Origin of the sequence: Burkholderia sp. BCC1644 (genome assembly GCF_902833225.1) — a bacterium.
Classification (GTDB): Bacteria; Pseudomonadota; Gammaproteobacteria; order Burkholderiales; family Burkholderiaceae; genus Burkholderia.
The window spans coordinates 1-16,923 of sequence record NZ_CADFEI010000028.1; the positions used below are offsets into that span (position 1 = coordinate 1).

General features: G+C 66.9%; 17 protein-coding genes and 1 pseudogene. 11 read left to right on the forward strand and 7 right to left on the reverse strand.

Going from position 1 to position 16,923, the window contains the following annotated elements; genetic code table 11:
* The 3 genes and pseudogenes from HWX87_RS34885 to HWX87_RS34895 form a co-directional block, all read left to right on the forward strand.
* Positions 1–134, forward strand: a pseudogene (locus tag HWX87_RS34885) (putrescine ABC transporter permease PotI); the annotation flags it as partial.
* Positions 135–243: 109 nt separating this feature from the next.
* A complete protein-coding gene (locus tag HWX87_RS34890; RefSeq protein ID WP_176051410.1) occupies positions 244–1,098 on the forward strand; it encodes a hypothetical protein in 855 nt (284 codons plus the stop codon).
* 122 nt (positions 1,099–1,220) lie between these two features.
* Positions 1,221–1,655, forward strand: coding sequence for a GNAT family N-acetyltransferase (locus HWX87_RS34895; RefSeq protein ID WP_176051411.1), 435 nt, complete (start codon positions 1,221–1,223; stop codon positions 1,653–1,655).
* Positions 1,656–1,680: 25 nt separating this feature from the next.
* Here the strand turns inward: HWX87_RS34895 and HWX87_RS34900 are convergent, their stop codons facing one another.
* Complete coding sequence (locus HWX87_RS34900) at positions 1,681–2,592, reverse strand: LysR family transcriptional regulator (RefSeq protein WP_244137817.1); 912 nt, start codon at positions 2,590–2,592, stop codon at positions 1,681–1,683.
* A gap of 106 nt (positions 2,593–2,698) precedes the next feature.
* Here HWX87_RS34900 and HWX87_RS34905 point away from each other — a divergent pair, with 106 nt between their 5' ends.
* Positions 2,699–3,889 (forward strand): amidohydrolase, encoded by a 1,191-nt coding sequence (locus HWX87_RS34905; protein ID WP_244137818.1) that lies wholly within the window; start codon positions 2,699–2,701, stop codon positions 3,887–3,889.
* A gap of 40 nt (positions 3,890–3,929) precedes the next feature.
* Complete coding sequence (locus HWX87_RS34910; protein WP_176051414.1) at positions 3,930–4,688, forward strand: transporter substrate-binding domain-containing protein; 759 nt, start codon at positions 3,930–3,932, stop codon at positions 4,686–4,688.
* Positions 4,689–4,704: 16 nt separating this feature from the next.
* Here HWX87_RS34910 and HWX87_RS34915 read toward each other — a convergent pair whose 3' ends face one another.
* Positions 4,705–5,601, reverse strand: coding sequence for a LysR family transcriptional regulator (locus HWX87_RS34915; RefSeq protein ID WP_176051415.1), 897 nt, complete (start codon positions 5,599–5,601; stop codon positions 4,705–4,707).
* A gap of 129 nt (positions 5,602–5,730) precedes the next feature.
* On the opposite strand from HWX87_RS34915, the gene tam reads away from it, so the two are divergent.
* Positions 5,731–6,516: a trans-aconitate 2-methyltransferase gene (gene tam / locus HWX87_RS34920; RefSeq protein WP_176051416.1), complete on the forward strand. Its 786-nt coding sequence runs from the start codon at positions 5,731–5,733 to the stop codon at positions 6,514–6,516.
* Positions 6,517–6,546: 30 nt separating this feature from the next.
* On the opposite strand, the gene HWX87_RS34925 is transcribed toward tam, so the two are convergent.
* Complete coding sequence (locus HWX87_RS34925) at positions 6,547–7,137, reverse strand: GNAT family N-acetyltransferase (protein WP_176051417.1); 591 nt, start codon at positions 7,135–7,137, stop codon at positions 6,547–6,549.
* Between the two features lie 758 nt (positions 7,138–7,895).
* On the opposite strand from HWX87_RS34925, the gene HWX87_RS34930 reads away from it, so the two are divergent.
* The gene (locus tag HWX87_RS34930) at positions 7,896–9,059 is read left to right on the forward strand and encodes a porin (RefSeq protein ID WP_176051418.1); all 1,164 of its coding nucleotides are present in this window, start codon (positions 7,896–7,898) and stop codon (positions 9,057–9,059) included.
* A gap of 222 nt (positions 9,060–9,281) precedes the next feature.
* Positions 9,282–9,941, forward strand: a complete 660-nt coding sequence (locus tag HWX87_RS34935) for a M24 family metallopeptidase (protein ID WP_176051419.1) — start codon at positions 9,282–9,284, stop codon at positions 9,939–9,941.
* Between the two features lie 103 nt (positions 9,942–10,044).
* Here the strand turns inward: HWX87_RS34935 and HWX87_RS34940 are convergent, their stop codons facing one another.
* Genes HWX87_RS34940 through HWX87_RS34955 form a run of 4 tightly spaced genes read right to left on the reverse strand, consistent with a single transcriptional unit; the run spans position 10,045 to position 14,488 of the window.
* Positions 10,045–12,492 (reverse strand): phospholipase C, phosphocholine-specific, encoded by a 2,448-nt coding sequence (locus HWX87_RS34940; protein WP_176051420.1) that lies wholly within the window; start codon positions 12,490–12,492, stop codon positions 10,045–10,047.
* Positions 12,493–12,533: 41 nt separating this feature from the next.
* The gene (locus HWX87_RS34945) at positions 12,534–12,794 is read right to left on the reverse strand and encodes a hypothetical protein (protein WP_176051421.1); all 261 of its coding nucleotides are present in this window, start codon (positions 12,792–12,794) and stop codon (positions 12,534–12,536) included.
* A gap of 45 nt (positions 12,795–12,839) precedes the next feature.
* Positions 12,840–13,520: an HAD family hydrolase gene (locus HWX87_RS34950; protein ID WP_176051422.1), complete on the reverse strand. Its 681-nt coding sequence runs from the start codon at positions 13,518–13,520 to the stop codon at positions 12,840–12,842.
* Between the two features lie 23 nt (positions 13,521–13,543).
* A complete protein-coding gene (locus tag HWX87_RS34955) occupies positions 13,544–14,488 on the reverse strand; it encodes a choline ABC transporter substrate-binding protein (RefSeq protein WP_176051423.1) in 945 nt (314 codons plus the stop codon).
* Between the two features lie 255 nt (positions 14,489–14,743).
* Between HWX87_RS34955 and HWX87_RS34960 the strand changes: the two genes are divergently transcribed.
* The 3 genes from HWX87_RS34960 to HWX87_RS34970 all read left to right on the forward strand — a co-directional run bounded on the left by HWX87_RS34960 (position 14,744) and on the right by HWX87_RS34970 (position 16,866).
* Positions 14,744–15,424: an MgtC/SapB family protein gene (locus HWX87_RS34960; protein ID WP_176051424.1), complete on the forward strand. Its 681-nt coding sequence runs from the start codon at positions 14,744–14,746 to the stop codon at positions 15,422–15,424.
* 43 nt (positions 15,425–15,467) lie between these two features.
* Positions 15,468–16,235: a DeoR/GlpR family DNA-binding transcription regulator gene (locus HWX87_RS34965; protein WP_176051425.1), complete on the forward strand. Its 768-nt coding sequence runs from the start codon at positions 15,468–15,470 to the stop codon at positions 16,233–16,235.
* 139 nt (positions 16,236–16,374) lie between these two features.
* On the forward strand, positions 16,375–16,866 hold the full coding sequence (locus HWX87_RS34970; protein WP_176051426.1) for a molybdopterin-dependent oxidoreductase: 492 nt from the start codon (positions 16,375–16,377) through the stop codon (positions 16,864–16,866).
* Positions 16,867–16,923 lie beyond the last annotated feature (57 nt).

Consider the following 16,923-nt stretch of genomic DNA (forward strand, 5'->3'; position numbering starts at 1 on the left):
ACCCGGAGATGAACGCACTGGCGACGCTGTTCATCACGGCCGTGACGATCGGCGTGATCGTCGTGAACCGGATGATGATCGCGCGCGAGCGGCGCCGGATGGCCGACTTGAAGGCGGCGTTCGCGATGGCGTGAGCAGGTGTGACGCAACACGCCGGTTGCGTCACGCCCGCGCTTTGCTGGCATCATGTCGAACCATTCCACGACACGGGGCCGCACCATGTTCCGCTTCTCGCTTCGACGAATGTTGCCGCCGGCGTTCGGCGTTGCCGCCGCGGTCGCGCTGGCGGGCCACGGACTGCCGGCCGGTGCCGCACCGGCCGCGACCACGGCGGCGCATCGAACGCTGCCGGCTGCCGGTACGACGTGGTGCTACAGCGTCGGCGCGGGCCACGTGTCGGCGATGACGCTCAAGGCCGTGCATGCAGGCGTCGCGCGCTACGACATCGGCCCGGCCGGCGGCACGCCGCTGGCGCTCGACGAGCACGTCGATACCTACACGCCGCTGAATCCGGGCCGGAACGGCGAGCGCCGGCTGATCGCGTTCCCGTTGAAGCAGGGCAAGCAGTGGGAAGACCGCTTCGACGAGACCGTGGCGACGACCCTCGGCGGCGGGCACGCGTGGCACTACCGCTACAAGGCCGTCGCGTCGAGCGAGGTGATCGGCACGGAGAAGCGGCAGGTCGGCGGCGGCACGTTCGATACGTTCGTGATCGCGCGCACGACGTCGTGGACCAAGAGCGCGCCGGGCACGTCCGATGCGGCGCTCGGCGACATGCATTGCGACGATCCCGAATGCACGGTGTCGGGGTACAGCAAGGAAGTGTTCTGGTATGCGCCATCGATCGGCCGTGCCGTGCTGCGCGCGTATTCGCAAAGCGGGTTCCCGCCGTCGACGTTCGTCGATACGAGTGCCGAGCTGCTGAAGAACGCGAGCTCGCTCGTGACCGAGCTGGTCGGCTACGGCGACGATGCGACATGCAAGGCGGCGCAACCGACGCGGCTGGCGGCGGTGCCGTCGGCGCCGTGGTTCGGCTTCGCACTGTGGCCGAACAATGCGTGGGAATTCCAGATGGTGCGCGATATCGCACGCGAGTAACGCGAGTAACGCGAGTAACGCGAGTAACGCGATCGCGGCGCGGCGGCTGACGCGCTATAGTCGTGCGATGCCCGCCGCGGGTGGTGTGCGCGCGGCGGCCTTTTCACGCACACGTTCGCCCGATGACAGCCCATCCCGACGTTACCCTTCGACTGACCGACACCGAGCAGCCGGCCGCGCGAGACTTCATCAGCCGCAAGCTCGGCGAATTCAACCATGCGATGACGGGGCGTTCGGATGCGGCCGCGCTCGACGTCTACGTGACCGACCCGGCCACCGGAGAGATTCTGGGCGGACTGACCGGCCGGACGTCGCTCGGCCTCTTCTTCATCGACCTGTTCTACCTGCCCGAATCGCTGCGCGGCGGCGGCTTCGGCAGTCGGCTGCTGCGCGAGGCCGAAGCAGAGGCGAAACGGCGCGGATGCGCACGGGCGGTGCTGTACACGATTTCGTTCCAGGCGCCGGATTTCTACCGGAAACAGGGCTACGAGACGTTCGGCGAAGTGCCGTGCGAGCCGGAAGGGGCTGCGCGGGTGTTCATGGTGAAGGTGCTTTGATCCGGAGCCGGGCCGGCGCTTCGGTTCACGGTGCCGGATGCGCCGCGCGTTGCAGGCATTCGATGAAGGACGTCATGCTTGCGCCCGGCACGAGATCCTTGCGGTGCATCAGCCCGAGCGTCAGCGGCGACAGGTTCGCATCCGTCTGCAGCCGCACCAGCCGGCCGCCGTGCACCGGGTCGTCGAGCAGGAAATCCGGCCATATGCTGACGACGCCCGGTTCCCGTGCCAGTTCGCCGTAGAGTCGCTGTGACGTGCAGACCGTCACACGCGGCGTCGGCGCATGCACGCCGTCGCCGCAGAGCGCGCGCCAGAACGCGGGCCAGCTGTCGCGAGTGTGATTGTAGAGCCAGTGTGCGCCGGCGAGCCGGGCGAGGCGCGTTTCGCCGGCGAGCGGATCGCCGTGCGCGACACCAAGCGATTGCGCGGACGTGCCGAGCGGCACGACGCGGGATTCGGCCGTGCGGTCGCTGTCGGCGACGAATGCGACGCACAGGTCGAACGAACCGTCGCGCAGCCCGTCGATGATCTGCGTCGGCGCGCATTCGTAGACGTTCAGCAACACGTCGGGGCGCGCGGCGCGGAACGCGCGCAACGCGTCGGGCACGACGATCGACGCGGCCAGCAGCGACACCCCCACCGACAGCATGCGTCCGGCCCCGGAGCGCATCGCTTCCAGCTCGCGTTCGGCGAGTGCGATTTCCGCGACCACCGTGCGCGCATGGCGCAGCAGTGCCTCGCCGTAGCGCGTGAGCCGCACGCCGGCGCCGCTGCGTTCGAGCAACTGCACGCCGACGCGCGCTTCGAGTTCCTTGATGCTTTTCGTGACGGCCGGCTGCGACACGCTCAGTGCTTCGGCCGCGGCCATCAGCGTGCCGTGCTCGGCGATCGCGACGAACATCTGCAACTGTGCTGTCTTCAGGGTGCCGCGTTCCATAAGCGTTCGCTATACGCATGAGAAATTGGAAATCGGCCGGCCGCCCGGCGCGCTTATCTTGTGGGCACCGGCCGGCAAGACGGCACGAGTATACAAGGAGGCAGGTTTGACAACGAACGGTATCGACGTCGATCTCGACGAGCTCGTCGCATTGCGCCGCGACATCCACGCCAACCCTGAAACCGCGTTCGACGAGCATCGCACCGGCGAACTGGTCGCCGCGAAGCTGCGCGCTTGGGACATCGAAACATATACGGGAATCGGCGGGACGGGCGTTGTCGGCGTCGTGCGCGGGCAGCGCGGCGCGGGTCGCACGATCGCGCTGCGCGCCGACATGGACGCGCTGCCGATGGAAGAGGAGGGCCGGCCGCTGCACCGGTCGCTGCGCAACGGCGTGTTTCATGGCTGCGGGCATGACGGCCACACGGCGATGCTGCTGGGCGCGGCCTGCCACTTCGGCAAGCATCGCGATTTCGCCGGCACGATCGTGCTGGTGTTTCAGCCGGCCGAAGAGACGGGCGGCGGCGCGAACGCGATGCTCGCGGACGGCCTCGAGGAACGCTTCGGTTACGACGAGATCTACGCGCTGCACAACGCGCCCCATTTCGAGCCCGGTACGTTCGGCGTGCGCGACGGTGCGATGATGGCGTCGTGCGACGAGATCGTGTTCTCGATCGTGGGCGTCGGCGGCCACGGGTCGGCGCCGGAGAAGACCAAGGACCCGGTGATGGCCGCCGCGCAGCTGATCTGCGCGTTGCAGACCGTCGTGAGCCGCACGGTCGAGCCGAGTGCCGCGGCCGTGTTGAGCATCGGCAGCATCCATGCGGGCAGCGCGCCGAACGTGATCCCCAGTCACGCGGCGTTGACCGGCACGCTGCGCACGTTCGACGAGCGCGTGCGCACGCTGGCGAAGGCGCGGATTCGCGGCATCTGCGAGGGCATCGCGCTGGCGAGCGAGTGCGCGATCTCGGTCGACTTCGCGAACAGCTCGCCGGCGATGGTCAATCATCGCGAGCAGGCGGAGGCGGCCGCCGCGGCCGCCGCCGACGTGTTCGGCGCACAGAACGTGCTGCGCGATTTCTTGCCGCTCAACGGCTCGGAGGATTTCTCCGAATTCCTGCTGCGCCGGCCGGGCGCGTACGCATTGATCGGGCAGGGTGGCGTGTACTGCCACCACCCCGAGTTCGATTTCAACGACGACGTGCTGCCGCTCGGCGTGCGCTATTTCGTGACGCTCGCGCATGCGCGGCTCGCGCGTCGGCAGGAAGGTTCGGGAGGCGATTGCAATGACCTGTGAAGCACGACGGTACCGCGGAGTCGTCCGCGCGCTGGCAGCGATGCTGGCCATCGCCGCATCGGCGGCCTCGGGCGAGGCGGCAGCCGCCGGCGCGACGCTGCGTTTCGGCACCGACCCGACCTATCCGCCCTACGAATACAAGACGCCTGACGGCCGGCTCGCGGGCCTCGACATCGACATCGGCAACGCGGTGTGTGCGGCGGCGCAGGTGCGCTGCGTGTGGGTCGAGAGCAGTTTCGACGGCCTGGTCGCGGGGCTCGCCGCGCGCAAGTTCGATGCGATCGACGCGTCGATGGCGCCGACTGCCGCACGGCGGCGCGTGATGGATTTCACGCAGCCGCTCTACGCGGCCGACATCCGGCTCGTGGCCGCGCGCGACCGCCGGCTGATGCCCGAGCCGGCATCGCTGGCCGGCAAGCGGATCGGCGTGCTGCAGGGTTCGACGCAAGCCGCGTTCGTGAAGGCGAACTGGGAACCGCGCGGCGTCGTCATGCACGAATACGCGGACCAGAACAGCATCTATGCGGATCTCGCGAACGGCCGTCTCGACGGCACGCTGGTGCTCGGTACGGCCGCCCGGCTCGGTTTCCTCGACAAGCCGCAAGGCGCGCGCTTCATGCTGTCGGGGCCGCGCATCGACGATCCCGCGATCGCCGGCGCCGCGATCGTGATCGGCGTGCGCAAGGGCGACACGCAAACGCTGCGGCTGCTCGACGCGGCGCTGGCGCGGTTGAAGGCGGACGGCACGATCGCACGCCTCGAGCGGCAGCATCTCGGCGCGGGCGGCGGCGCCGAGTGAGGGCCATGGCCTGCCGCTATCGTGCCGGCGCCGCGCGCTCGACGATCATGTCGTAAAGCGCGCGCGCGGCCGGCGACAGTTGCGCGCTTTTGCGTGTGACGAGGACGAGCGTGCGCGACACCGACGGCTCGACGAGTTCGATCGTGCGGATCATCGGATACGCGTTCTTCTGGAGCGCGAGCTTCGGCACGACGGCTGCGCCGAGTCCTTCCGCAACGAGCCCGAGCGCCGTGGAGCTGCGCTGCACCTCGTAGAACGAATGCAGCGATACGCCGTTCGTCTTCAGCGCGCCTTCGAGCAGCCCGCGATTGCCGCTCACTTCGCCGGCGAAGATCAGCGGGTGCGGCTGCAGTGCCGCCCAGCGGATGCGCCGCCGTTTCGCGAGCGGATGATCGTCGCGGCACACGAGCACGTAGGGATCGTGCGTGAGCGGCACGCTGACGAGTTCGGGATGCCGATCGCCGGCGATGCCGATGCCGAATTCGGCTTCGCGCCGCAGCACGGCCTGCAGCACCGACGCCGACGCGTGATCGAGGATCTTCACGCGATCGTGCGGACGGTGCCCGGAGAACGCGCGCAGGATGCGCGGCAGGTATTGCACGCCGACCGTCGGCACGCACGCGATCGTGACGTCGCCGCGCTGGCTCAGGCCCGTCTCGCGGATTTCGGTCAGCGCGTCGGACAATTCGTTCAGCAGCCGGCGCGCTTGCGGCAGGAAGCGCTGGCCGATCTCGGTCAGCGTGGTGCGGCGCGTCGTGCGCTCGACCAGCGCGACGCCGAGATAGGATTCGAGCTTGCGCAGCCGCTGCGTGATCGCCGTTTGCGTGACGTGCAGCGTGTCGGCTGCCTGCCTGAAGCTGCCGCCGTCGGCGATCGCGACGAAAGCCTGGACACCGAGCGTATCGATCTTCATCAGAATTTTGAATCAATAACGATATTAAATTCATTTTACTGAAGGTCGCGAGCGGTCGCAGAATGCGCTGCATCGACGGCTGCCCGGATCCCGGCGCGCATGCCGCCCGTGCCGACAAGGAGAACCATCGTGATGCCCCCCATCGATCAATACGCGACCCAGTACGTGCAGTTCGAGGACGAACGCACGCGGCCGGTGCGCGACCTCCTGGCCGCCGTGCCGAAGACGCCGATCCATACCGCGATCGACATCGGCTGCGGGCCCGGCAATTCGACCGAGGCGCTGATTGCACGCGCGCCGGACGCGACGATCCACGGGATCGACGCGTCGGCGGACATGATCGCGGCCGCGCGCAAGCGACTGCCGGCGTTGCGTTTCGATCTCGCCGATGTCGCCACGTGGGACGATCTGGGCGGCTATGACCTGATCCTGTCGAACGCGGTGCTGCAATGGGTGCCGGCGCACGACACGCTGTTCCCGATGCTCGTCGGCAGGCTCGCGCCGGGCGGCCATCTCGCGGTGCAGATGCCGGACAATCTCGACGAGCCCGCGCACCGGCTGATGCGCGACGTCGCCGCGGGCGGGCCGTGGGCCGGCAAGCTGAAAGACGCGGCGCGCACCGAGCGGTTCGATGCGCGGTACTACTATGCGTTGCTGTCGCCGCTGTGTTCGCGCGTGGACGTGTGGCGCACGACCTACTACCACCCGCTGCGCGGCGGCGCGGACGCGGTCGTGGAATGGTTCAAGGGCAGTGCGCTGCGGCCGTTCCTTGCGGCGCTCGACGACGCCGAACAGCGCGCCTTCCTCGCGCGTTATCGCGACGCGATCGCCGGGCCGCACGGTTACCCGGCACTCGACGACGGCACCGTGCTGCTGCCGTTCCCGCGCCTGTTCGTCGTCGCGACGCGCAAGTGACACGGCAATGACGTGCCGGGCGGCGGGGCGTCAGCGCACCGGCCGCACCGATGCGGGGTCGACCGTGCGGCTGCGTGCGGTCTGCCCGTCGCGCAGGTCCTTGTACCAGAACAGCGCGACCTCCCCGGCGTTCTCGCCATCCGCGTACAGGAAGCGGTCGTGGCCGCCGAGCGCGAAGCCCGCGCGCGCATAGGTGGAGCAGGCCGCGACGTTGTTCGCCTGCGTTTCCAGCCGCATGAAGCCGAACCCGTGATTGCGCGCCCAGGCTTCCGCTGCCGCCAGCAGGAATTGCCCGATACCGAGGCGTCGATGCGCCCGGTCGACGGCCAGTTCGGCGATTTCGGCCATCCCGTTCCAGTTCTCGGCGACCGCGACGAACCCGGCGAACTGCCCGCCGGCGGTCGCGCGAAAGAGCGCTGTCTTGCCCGGCGCTTCGTCCGCCCAGCCGGCCGGATCGAACCCGTAGTCCTTGCGGCGCGCGGGCAGTGCGCGAAGGTCGAGCAAATCCTGATACGGCGCATTCAGCTCCCATGCGATGTCGAACGAGAAGTCGCATTGGTCCAGTTCGTCGGCGGCAAGCGAGATCGCCGGTTCGATGCTGATGTGCTCGGCTCGGTCCATATGTCGGTGTCCTGTCTTCGGCGGAGGGTGTGGTCTCGTCGGTGACGCGATCGCCGGCGCACTGATGTGCGTCGAATCGCGTCCGTTTCCGTTCTTCGTTTTCTGCATCTGCACAATTCGCCGCGCGCGAAACCGGCACAGACCGGCTGCGTGTCCGGCTGCCGGCCCGGGGCCAGCCGTGCGCCGGGCGGCGTCGCACACGTTTGCGGCCTGCGTGCGCCGGCAGAGGCGTTCGTTCAACCGCCTGATTATGCTGGATTTCGGCGTCGCCACGGTGCTGCTGCCGGTGCGATGAGGGCCGGCCGCACGTCGTGTCTCCGATCCGGTTCGGCAGCCGATCGCCTGTGGATGAAAGACGACAGGAACCCGAATAATTGTTTACCGTTTGGTGACAACTCGATATATTCCGAAAAACATATCGAAAGTCGTGGCGCCGTCAGGCGTCACGTCGTCCATCTGCTCCACGAAAGCCGGAAGAGATTCTGACCTGCATCGCCGGAGCAACGCGTCGTCATGGCATGCGCAACCGGTGCGCGCGCTTCCCGACGCTGCAACACGAGCGGCCGCCCCGCGGCATGCCGCTTCAGCAAGCCCACACTGGCATCGAAACGGAACATCGTGCGCGCGCATGAGGGTTTGGCGTGTCCGGCGTTCCTTCGGTTCGGAGGCTTGCGCTCGTCCGTCAACCATTTTTTCGTCGATACGCCGCGCGTCTCGCTGCGACGCAGGCGCGCGCGTCAACAACAAGAGGAAGCAGCATGAAGAAGACCATCGTGGCCGCGGCCGCACTCGGGATGTTCGGCACCGCCGCGCACGCGCAAAGCAGCGTCACGCTCTACGGGCTGATCGATGCGGGTATCACGTATTCGAACAAGGTCGCGACGGCGGGCGGGCACGACAAGCTCGTCAAGTACGGCGACGGCGTGGCATCGGGCAGCCGCTGGGGCATCCGCGGCACCGAGGATCTCGGCGGCGGGCTCAAGGCGCTGTTCGTGCTGGAGAACGGCTTCAGCAGCGGCGACGGCACGATCGGCCAGGGCGGCGCGCTGTTCGGCCGGCAGGCGTTCGTCGGCCTGTCGAAGAACGGGATCGGCTCGCTGACGTTCGGCCGCCAGTACTCGTTCTCGACCGACTACATCGGCGCGAACTACACGATGGGCAGCCAGACGCCGGCCGGCAACTACGCGTATCACATCAACGATCTCGACCAGCTGACGTCGAGCCGCATCAACAACGCGGTGAAGTTCCAGAGCGCGAACTTCGCGGGTCTGACGTTCGGCGCGATGTACGGCTTCTCGAATTCGACGCAGTTCGCCGGCACGCCGACCACGACCGGCGCGAACGGCTCGCAGGGCTCGTCGAGTGCGTACAGCTTCGGTGCGAACTACGCGCAAGGTCCGTTCGGCATCGGCGCCGCGTACACGAACATCCGCTTCCCGAACGGCGCGACGCCCGCATTCGGCGTGAGCATCGCGAACATCAACACACTGGGGCTGCGCGACCTCGAGACGGTCGGCGTCGGCGCACGCTATGCGATCGCGGCGGCGCTCGTGTGGGCGAACTGGACGCATACGAAGTTCACGCCGTTGTCGGGCGAATCGTCGAAGCTGAACAACTACGAAGTCGGCGGTCGTTATGCGTTCACGCCTGCGTTGAGCGGCGGCCTCGGCTACACGTTCTCGAAGCTCGACGGCCGCTTTGACGGCAAGTGGCACCAGGTCAACGCCGCGGTCGACTACGCGCTGTCGAAGCGCACGGACGTGTACGTGAGCGCGGCCTACCAGAAGGCGTCGGGCAGCAACACGATCAATGGCCGTGCGGTGCCGGTGCAGGCCGAGATCGGCTCGTCGGGATCGTTCATCGGCAACGCGGGCGCGAACACGCAGTTCGTCACGCGGATCGGCCTGCGTCACAAGTTCTGATCGACGCAGGAAGGCGGGCGTTGCCGATGCCGGCTGCACCCGTCGCGACGTCCGGAACCTGAGCCGGCACGACAACGGGCGCTCCCATCGGAGCGCCCGTTTTGCTTTGGGCAACACGATGACCCGGAAACGCGTCGGCCCGGAAAGCGATATATTCCATCATGCATATCGAAGCGACGGTCGATCGTGTCACCCCACCTTCACCCTTACGGGAGCCCCATCTTGAACTCGACGCAACGCGAAGCCGTCGGCGCAGCCTTTTCGCTCGACGCGATGCAGCACGCAAGAACCATGACCTGGCAGGCCGTCGACGCCATCGCCGAGGGCATCCGGCCGGGCATGCTGGAATCGGAGGCCAACGCACTTGGGCTGAGCGTGCTGAAAGCGCTCGGGATGGACCGGATCTGGCATCCGGTGCTCGTCCGCTTCGGGGAAAACACGCTGCGTACGTTCAAGGAGCGCTCGGTGGCGGACCCGGTGCTCGCCGACGACGACATCTTCTTCATCGACCTGGGCGCGGTGTGGGCGAAGCATGAGGGCGATGCGGGCGCGACGTTCGTGTGCGGCGACGATCCCGACATGCATGCATGTGCGCACGCGGCGCGCGTGATCTACGACGAAGTCGAGCATCACTGGCGCACCACTGGCTGCGCGGGCATCGCGCTGTACGAATTCGCCGCGCAACGCGCCGACGCGCACGGCTTCCGGTTGAATGTCGACATCAAGGGCCATCGCGTCAGCGATTTTCCGCACGCGATCTACAAGGCCGGCAACCTCGGAGATTTCGATGCCGCGCCGGCCGCCGGCTTGTGGATCCTCGAAATCCAGATCGCACACCCGACGCGGCCGTTCGGCGCATTCTACGAAGACCTGCTCGTCTGAGCCCGACGCCCGGCGCCCGACGCCCGGCGCCCGACGCCCGGCGCCGCGCGTCATGCCTGCGCACCGCCGGGACGCTGGAGAGACGATGCAGGCACCGCGATCATCAGATGCTGATCGCGATGGGGCCCGCGAGCGGCGTATAGCCGTCGTCGAACAGCAGCCACGCATCGTACTGGCCCGGCGCGAGCGTGCTGTTCGCGCTCGACGAGAACAGCAGCGAGCCGGTGCTCTTGGGCACGTACGCCCACGACTTGTAGCCGCCCTTGGTCGGCTGCGCGCCGCGCGGATAGATGGCCACCCAGTTCTTCGGGCTGTGCCGCCACGGCGGCACGACGTAGTCGAACCGCAGCGTGGCGTACGACGACCCCTGCGACGCCAGCGCCGCGACGAATTTCCCGTTCGTATTGCCGATCGCCGAATCCGTCAGCAACGTGCCCGATTGCGCCTGCACGCAGCCGGCGATACGGCGCAGGAAATTCGGGTCGCTCGCGTCGCGGATGCTCGCGTCGTACCAGCCGGCGTCGCCGTACCACGTGACGGCCTGCGTCGCGCCGGCCGGTACGCTGACCGATTGCGCGCTGTTTATCCCGTACGCGTTGTCGACGAGCTGGAAGGTCGTCGCGCTCGAACCGGCCGAGTTGTCGAGCGTGATCTGCACGTTGCCGTTCTGCACGTCGTAGCAAAGGCTCACTTCGGCGGTCGATCCCGTGTTCCCCGATGCACCGATGCTGCCACGCAACGTCTGCAGGAAGCCGTTGGGGCCGTAGATCGAGTAGTCGTAGCCGCCGCCCGAATTCAGCGCAAGCGAATCCGTGAGACACTCGCCCGTGCCGCCGCCGATCGTGTATTGCCGCGGCGTCGTGCTCGTGCCGTCGACCCATGCCTGCAGGTGCACGCCGGCCGCGCCGGTGTTGGTCATCGTCAGCGCGAGCGTCTTGCCGGAGCGGTTGACGCGGCCCTGGACGAAGAACTCGTACGGCAGCCGGGACGCGGTATTGCGGCCGCTCGCCTGGGCCGGCACGGCGGTGGTGGTCGGGTACGGGATGAGGACCGCCGGACCGTTCGGGTCCATGTTGCTGGCGGGACGCTGGATCGCCGGAACCGTCTGGTCGGGGCTGGAGAAATCGAATGCCGACGTCAGGTCGCCGCAGACCGCGCGCCGCCACGGCGAGATGTTGGTTTCCTGGAAGCCGAAGCGTGCCTCCAGGAAGCGGATGACCGACGTGTGATCGAAGACCTGCGAATTGACCTTGCCGCCCTTCGACCACGGCGAGATCACGAACATCGGCACGCGCGGCCCGAGCCCGATCGGCACGTCGCCGCTCGCCGAGCCGTCCGATGCGCCGCCGCCGCTCGCGACGAACTCCGCGGCCGTCGACACGGTCGACTGCCCGGTACCCGCGGCGGAACTCGACGGAACGGCGGGCGGGACGTGATCGAACAGGCCGTCGTTCTCGTCGTACATCACCAGCAGGACCGTGCTGGCCCACACCTTCGGATTCGACGTCAGCACGTTCAGGACATTGCTGACGTACCACTCGCCGCCGCTCGCGGCCCACGACGGATGCTCGCAATACGCGTATGGCGCCGCGATCCACGACACCTGCGGCAGCGTGTCGTTCGTGACGTCGGCCTGCAGCTGGCTGAACAGGTTCGTGTCGTATTCCTTGCCGCCGCCTGACGGATCGACCTGCGTGCCGTTGAGCGCCGGCGCGAGCGGATCATTGGCGCCGAGGTTCTGGTACTGCCTGAAGTTCAGGATGACGTTGTCGCCGTAGTTGCCGTTCCACCAGAGATCCTTGCTCGAACCGTTGTACTCGCCGTAGCCGTGGGCGGCGTCCAGCCCGTTGCCCTTGTCCTGGTAGAACTTCCACGTGACGCCGGCCGCGTTCAGGCGCTCCGGCACGGTCGTCCAGCCGGTGCCGGTCATCGTGTTGGTCGTATAGGGCGAATACCCCGGCACGTTGCCGCAGCAACCGGTCCACAGATACAGGCGGTTCGGGTCGGTCGGGCCGAGCATCGAGCAGTGGTAGTCGTCGCACACCGTGAATGCGCTCGCCAGTGCGTAATAGAACGGAATGTCGTTCTGCGTGAAGTAGTACATCGTGCCGCTGCCCTTCGCATCGGCCCAGTTGTCGTACTTGCCGTTGTTCCAGGCGCTGTGCGTGCCGCTCCACGAGTGATCGAGGTCGCCGTAATAGGTGTCGCCGTTCGCCACGCCCGACGTCGGCGGCGTCGGGTTGAACGGGAACACATAGGACAGCATCCAGGGCTGGCGCCAGACCGGGTAGCCGCTGGAAATCACGACCGGCCGCGGATCGCCGAAGCCGCGCGCGCCGGCGAGCGTGCCGAGATAGTGGTCGAACGACCGGTTTTCCTGCATCAGGATGACGACGTGCTTGACGTCCTGGAGGGTGCCGGTGACGGTGGCGGCCGGAATGGATTGTGCGCGCAGGATGCTTTCGGGCAGCATGCCCGTCACTGCGGTGGCGCCGGCGAGCTTCAGCGCATCGGCGAGGAACTGACGTCGGGTCGTGGGTTTGTTTTGCATGATCGCTCTCTGTCCTGGGTGGCGGGTCGGGCCTGGGCCGGTCAGTGGCACGCGCTTGCGCAGTGCAGGACCGGCGCGGACGCCGTGCCCGGTGCCGATGCGCGGGCCGCGGCGACATTGCCGGCCGCGCCCGAGTCGCCGTCGCCGCACGCTGCCAGCGTGCACAGGAGCGCGATCATGAGAACGCCGCGCCAGTGCGGAATACGGCTTTCCGCATGGCCAGGCGGCATGACATGCTTTCGATCCGATTCAAATCGGATTCCTGATTGATCATGATGATTGCTGCGTGCTCCGAATTTCATTACCCCTCCAGACATGAAAATGGACAGCAGAGAATATCGCTCGAATCAGAACAACTTCATGACAGGCCAGCCGCGTTTGCCGGCGACCTGGGAAAGCTTCGAGTCGGGATTGGTCGCGACCGGATGCGTGACGTAGTCGAGCAGCGGCACGTCGTTGATCGAATCGCTGTAGAAGTAGGTTCGTTCGAAATCGGACGGCAGGTAGCCGAGCGATCTCAGCCATGCGGCCGTGCGCACGATCTTGCCTTCGCGGAAGCTCGGCACGCCGATGCTGCGCCCGGTGAACTGCCCGGCCGGCGTGCCGTCGTCGGTATCGAGCTCGATGCCGAGCAGGTGCTCTATGCCGAATTCGGCCGCGATCGGTCGCGTGACGAAGACGTTGGTCGCCGTCACGATGCAGCAGAGATCACCGTTCTCGCGATGCCGGTCGACCAGCGCGCGGGCCTCCGGTGTAATCGCCGGCCGGATCACCTCGTCCATGAACTGCGCATGCCAGCGTGCGAGCTGCTCGCGCGAGTAGCGCGTGAGCGGCGCGAGCGTCACGGCGAGATACGCGTCCATGTCGAGCGTGCCGGCCGCATAGTGGCCGTAGTGCTCGTCGATCAGCGCCGTATGCGCGTCGTCCTCCTGCCAGCCGACCCGCGTGATGAAGCGGCTCCAGGCCTGGTCGCTGTCGAGCGGCAGCAGCGTGTGATCGAGGTCGAACAGCGCGAGATTCTTGTGCATGGGTCATTCCCTGGATTGCGTGCTTACGCGCCGATGAGCTTCTCGATCGCGTCCCTGGCGTTTTTCCCGTCGATGGTCGTGACGCCGTCGAGCCACTTCGACAGCACGCCGGGATTCTTCTTCGCCCATTCCTTCGCGACGGCGACCGGATCGGCGTGATTCATGATCGGCACCATCAGCTGGTTTTCTTCGTCGGTCGTGAATTTCAGGTTGGTCAGCAGCCGGCCGACGTTCGGACAGCGCTCGAGATAGCCGGGCGTGACGAGCGTGTAGACCTTCGCCGAGCCGTAGTTCGGGCCGAACACGGTGTCGCCGCCGTCGAGATACGCGATCTTGTAGTTGAGGTTCATCGGATGCGGCTCCCAGGCGAGGAACACGATCATCCGGTGCTCCTGCACCGCGCGCGTGACCTGGACGAGCATCCCGGCCTCGCTCGATTCGACCAGCTTGAAGCCGCCGAGTCCGAACTCGTTCTTGTCGATCATCCGCTGGATCAGCGCGTTACCGTTGTTGCCGGCGCCGATCCCGTAGATCTTGCCGTCGAGCTGGTCGCGGAATTTGGCGATATCGGCAAAGCTCCTGAGGCCCTTGTCCGACGCATACTGCGGCACGGCCAGCGTGTAGCGCGCGCCGACCAGGTTCGGTTGCGGCAGCAGGTGCACGGCGCCGGCATCGACGAACGGCTTCACGGTCGGCGTCATGCTCGGATCCCAGTAGCCGAGGAACGCATCGATCTGCGCCTTCTTCACGCCGGCCAGCACGATCGGCGGCGACGCGATCGTCTTGGCCGCCTCGTAGCCGAGCCCGTCGAGCAGCATCATCGCGACGCCGGTGGTGGCCGCGATGTCGCTCCAGCCGACATCGCCGAGCGTCACCTTCTTGCAGACGTCGCCTTCGGATGCGTGAACGGGGGCCGTAGCCAGCGCCGCCACCAACGTGGCTGCCAGCATCCATGCCTTCTTGATCATGATGGTCTCCTAAGCAAGTGTTTCGGATCGTGTTGCCTGATTGGTCTGACGATTGATCGCGCGGATCGGATGAAACAAACGAACCTGGGTCTGGCTTTGTCGTTTTGCGTACCGTATATTAGAAAGCACAAAATCGCAAGATTGCACAAAAATACAACCCGTCGCACGCGAAGGCGGGCGAGCGAAGCCGGGAAAAGCCGGGATGCGGTCCGCACGGTCCGTGCGTCATCAAGTGAATCCGTAAGGAGACCTCGAATGATCAGTCAGCTGGAAATCGTTTCCCGCCTGTTGCTGGCGGCCTTGCTCGGCAGCATCGTCGGCATCGAGCGCGAGCGCCTGTCATGGGCGGCGGGGCTGCGCACGCACATGCTGGTGGCCGTGGGCGCCGCGCTCGTGATGATCGTGTCGGCATTCGGTTTCGCGGATATCCAGGAGGCGAAGAACGTGTCGCTCGATCCGTCGCGGGTCGCCGCGCAGGTCGTGTCGGGTATCGGCTTTCTCGGCGCGGGGTCGATCATGTTGCGTGGCGAGATCATCCGCGGGCTGACGACCGCGGCGAGCCTGTGGGTCGTCGCGGCGGTCGGACTGGCCGTGGGCGGCGGCATGTACGTGGCCGCGATCGCCGCGACGGCGATCGTGCTCGCGATCCTGGCCGGCCTGAAGCCGATCGAGAAACGCTTTTTCGCCGAGCGGCAGCGCCGGGGCGTGCGCATCCTCGCGAGCCGCGGCGCGGTGAAGCTGACGTCGCTGCAGTCGATGCCCGGCATCGACCAGGCGCGCATCGTCCAGTTCATCATCGAGCAGGACGACGCGACACCCGATGACGACCACATCCACGTGGTGTTTTCGAAGATGACGAGCCGTGAATTCCAGGTGGTCCGTCAATCCCTGCAGACCCTCGTCGGCATCAAAAAAATGGAGGAGAGCGCTGCGTAGTTCGTCGTTCGAATAACATTGACGTTCACTCCGAGGACATTCCATGTGGCAAGAAGAGCGATACCAGAGGATCCGGCTTCTGTTATCGAAGATGCAGCGCGTTTCCACCGACCGGATCATGGCCGACCTGAACGTGTCGCGGGAAACCGTGCGCCGCGATCTCGTCGACCTCGAGGCGCTCGGTGAACTGAAGCGCGTACATGGCGGCGCGGTGCAGGTCGGCGATGAAGCGCCGATCGCCGAGCGCGCGCAGACGCACGTGAAGGCGAAGCTGGCGATCGCGCGCGCGGCGGCCAGGCTGGTCACGGGCTCGCAGACGCTGTTCATCGACGCCGGCACGACCACCACGCTGCTGGCCGAGGAACTGGCGAAGCTGTCGGGCCTTACGATCGTCACGAACTCGATCGACGTCGCGCTGAAGATGCGCTCGAGCGACCCGGCGCAAGGGAAGAACGAAACGATCCTGCTCGGCGGGATGATCGGCAGCCGCGCGGCCGCGACGGTCGGCGACGGCACGGTCGCCGAGATCTTCCGCTACCGCGCCGATCTCGCGCTGCTGTCGCCGGTGGGCGTCGATGCCGTCCGCGGCGCGACCAACTACGACCGGATGGAAACCGAGGTGGCGCGCGCGATGGTGAGCAACGCGGCGGAGGTCGCGATCCTGGCCGATTTCAGCAAGCTCGGCACGAACAGCCGGATCAGCTTCTGCGAGCCGGCGCGGATCGGCACGCTGGTGACCGACCAGAAGGCGGAATCGGTCGACAGCTACAAGAGCATCAGGAAGGCCGTCGGGAGCGTCGTGCTTTCATAGCGCTTGCGGGAAGGGGCGCGATCGGCTGCCGTATACCGCCCATGCGGCGCGCATTCTGCCGGCCGGACCGTTCCCGGCGTAATATATTCGCCGATACAACGCAGGCCCGCCGACCGGCGAGCCGTCATGGAGGCGGGCGATGGAGATGGCAGGAACGGCGGCGCCTTCGGCGCATCAAGCGGCGGCAGGCTCGATCACGCTGACCGGTGCATTCGTGCGGCCGATGACGGTGACGCTCGACGAACTGCGCCGGCACGCGAGCGCGACGGCCGAGCCGTTCGACCTGCGCTGCTTCACGACGAACCGTTTCATCCGCTCGGTCGCGCCGTATCGCGGCGCGCGGCTGAAGGACCTGCTCGACGCGGCCGGGCTGCGCAACGACGAACCCGGCGACTTCAAGCGGATGGTGTTCATCGCGCATGCGCACGACGGTTATGCGGTCACGTTTTCGTGGCACGAACTGTTCAACACGCCCGTCGGCGAGCACGTGATCGTCGCGTTCGAATGCGGCGATGCGCCGCTGTCGATCGACGACGGCGCGCCGCTGCTGTTTTCGGGCGCGGACCTGCTGCCCGCGCCGCGCCACGTGAAGCGGCTGGCCGGCATCGTCGCGCGCGTGCTGGAGGTTTGAGCGCGGCGTTCGCCGTACCGGCCATCGTGTATGCTTGCCCGCATCGATCACTCGGCG

Coding starts and splice junctions, on each gene's coding strand:
- HWX87_RS34965 (WP_176051425.1), top strand. CDS start 15,468: ATGTGGCAAGAAGAGCGATACCAGAGGATCCGGCTTCTGTTATCGAAG.
- HWX87_RS34950 (WP_176051422.1), bottom strand. CDS start 13,520: ATGCACAAGAATCTCGCGCTGTTCGACCTCGATCACACGCTGCTGCCG.
- HWX87_RS34970 (WP_176051426.1), top strand. CDS start 16,375: ATGGAGATGGCAGGAACGGCGGCGCCTTCGGCGCATCAAGCGGCGGCA.
- HWX87_RS34915 (WP_176051415.1), bottom strand. CDS start 5,601: ATGAAGATCGATACGCTCGGTGTCCAGGCTTTCGTCGCGATCGCCGAC.
- HWX87_RS34910 (WP_176051414.1), top strand. CDS start 3,930: ATGCTGGCCATCGCCGCATCGGCGGCCTCGGGCGAGGCGGCAGCCGCC.
- HWX87_RS34940 (WP_176051420.1), bottom strand. CDS start 12,492: ATGCAAAACAAACCCACGACCCGACGTCAGTTCCTCGCCGATGCGCTG.
- HWX87_RS34900 (WP_244137817.1), bottom strand. CDS start 2,592: ATGGAACGCGGCACCCTGAAGACAGCACAGTTGCAGATGTTCGTCGCG.
- HWX87_RS34890 (WP_176051410.1), top strand. CDS start 244: ATGTTGCCGCCGGCGTTCGGCGTTGCCGCCGCGGTCGCGCTGGCGGGC.
- HWX87_RS34955 (WP_176051423.1), bottom strand. CDS start 14,488: ATGATCAAGAAGGCATGGATGCTGGCAGCCACGTTGGTGGCGGCGCTG.
- HWX87_RS34930 (WP_176051418.1), top strand. CDS start 7,896: ATGAAGAAGACCATCGTGGCCGCGGCCGCACTCGGGATGTTCGGCACC.
- HWX87_RS34960 (WP_176051424.1), top strand. CDS start 14,744: ATGATCAGTCAGCTGGAAATCGTTTCCCGCCTGTTGCTGGCGGCCTTG.
- HWX87_RS34895 (WP_176051411.1), top strand. CDS start 1,221: ATGACAGCCCATCCCGACGTTACCCTTCGACTGACCGACACCGAGCAG.
- HWX87_RS34925 (WP_176051417.1), bottom strand. CDS start 7,137: ATGGACCGAGCCGAGCACATCAGCATCGAACCGGCGATCTCGCTTGCC.
- HWX87_RS34945 (WP_176051421.1), bottom strand. CDS start 12,794: ATGAAATTCGGAGCACGCAGCAATCATCATGATCAATCAGGAATCCGA.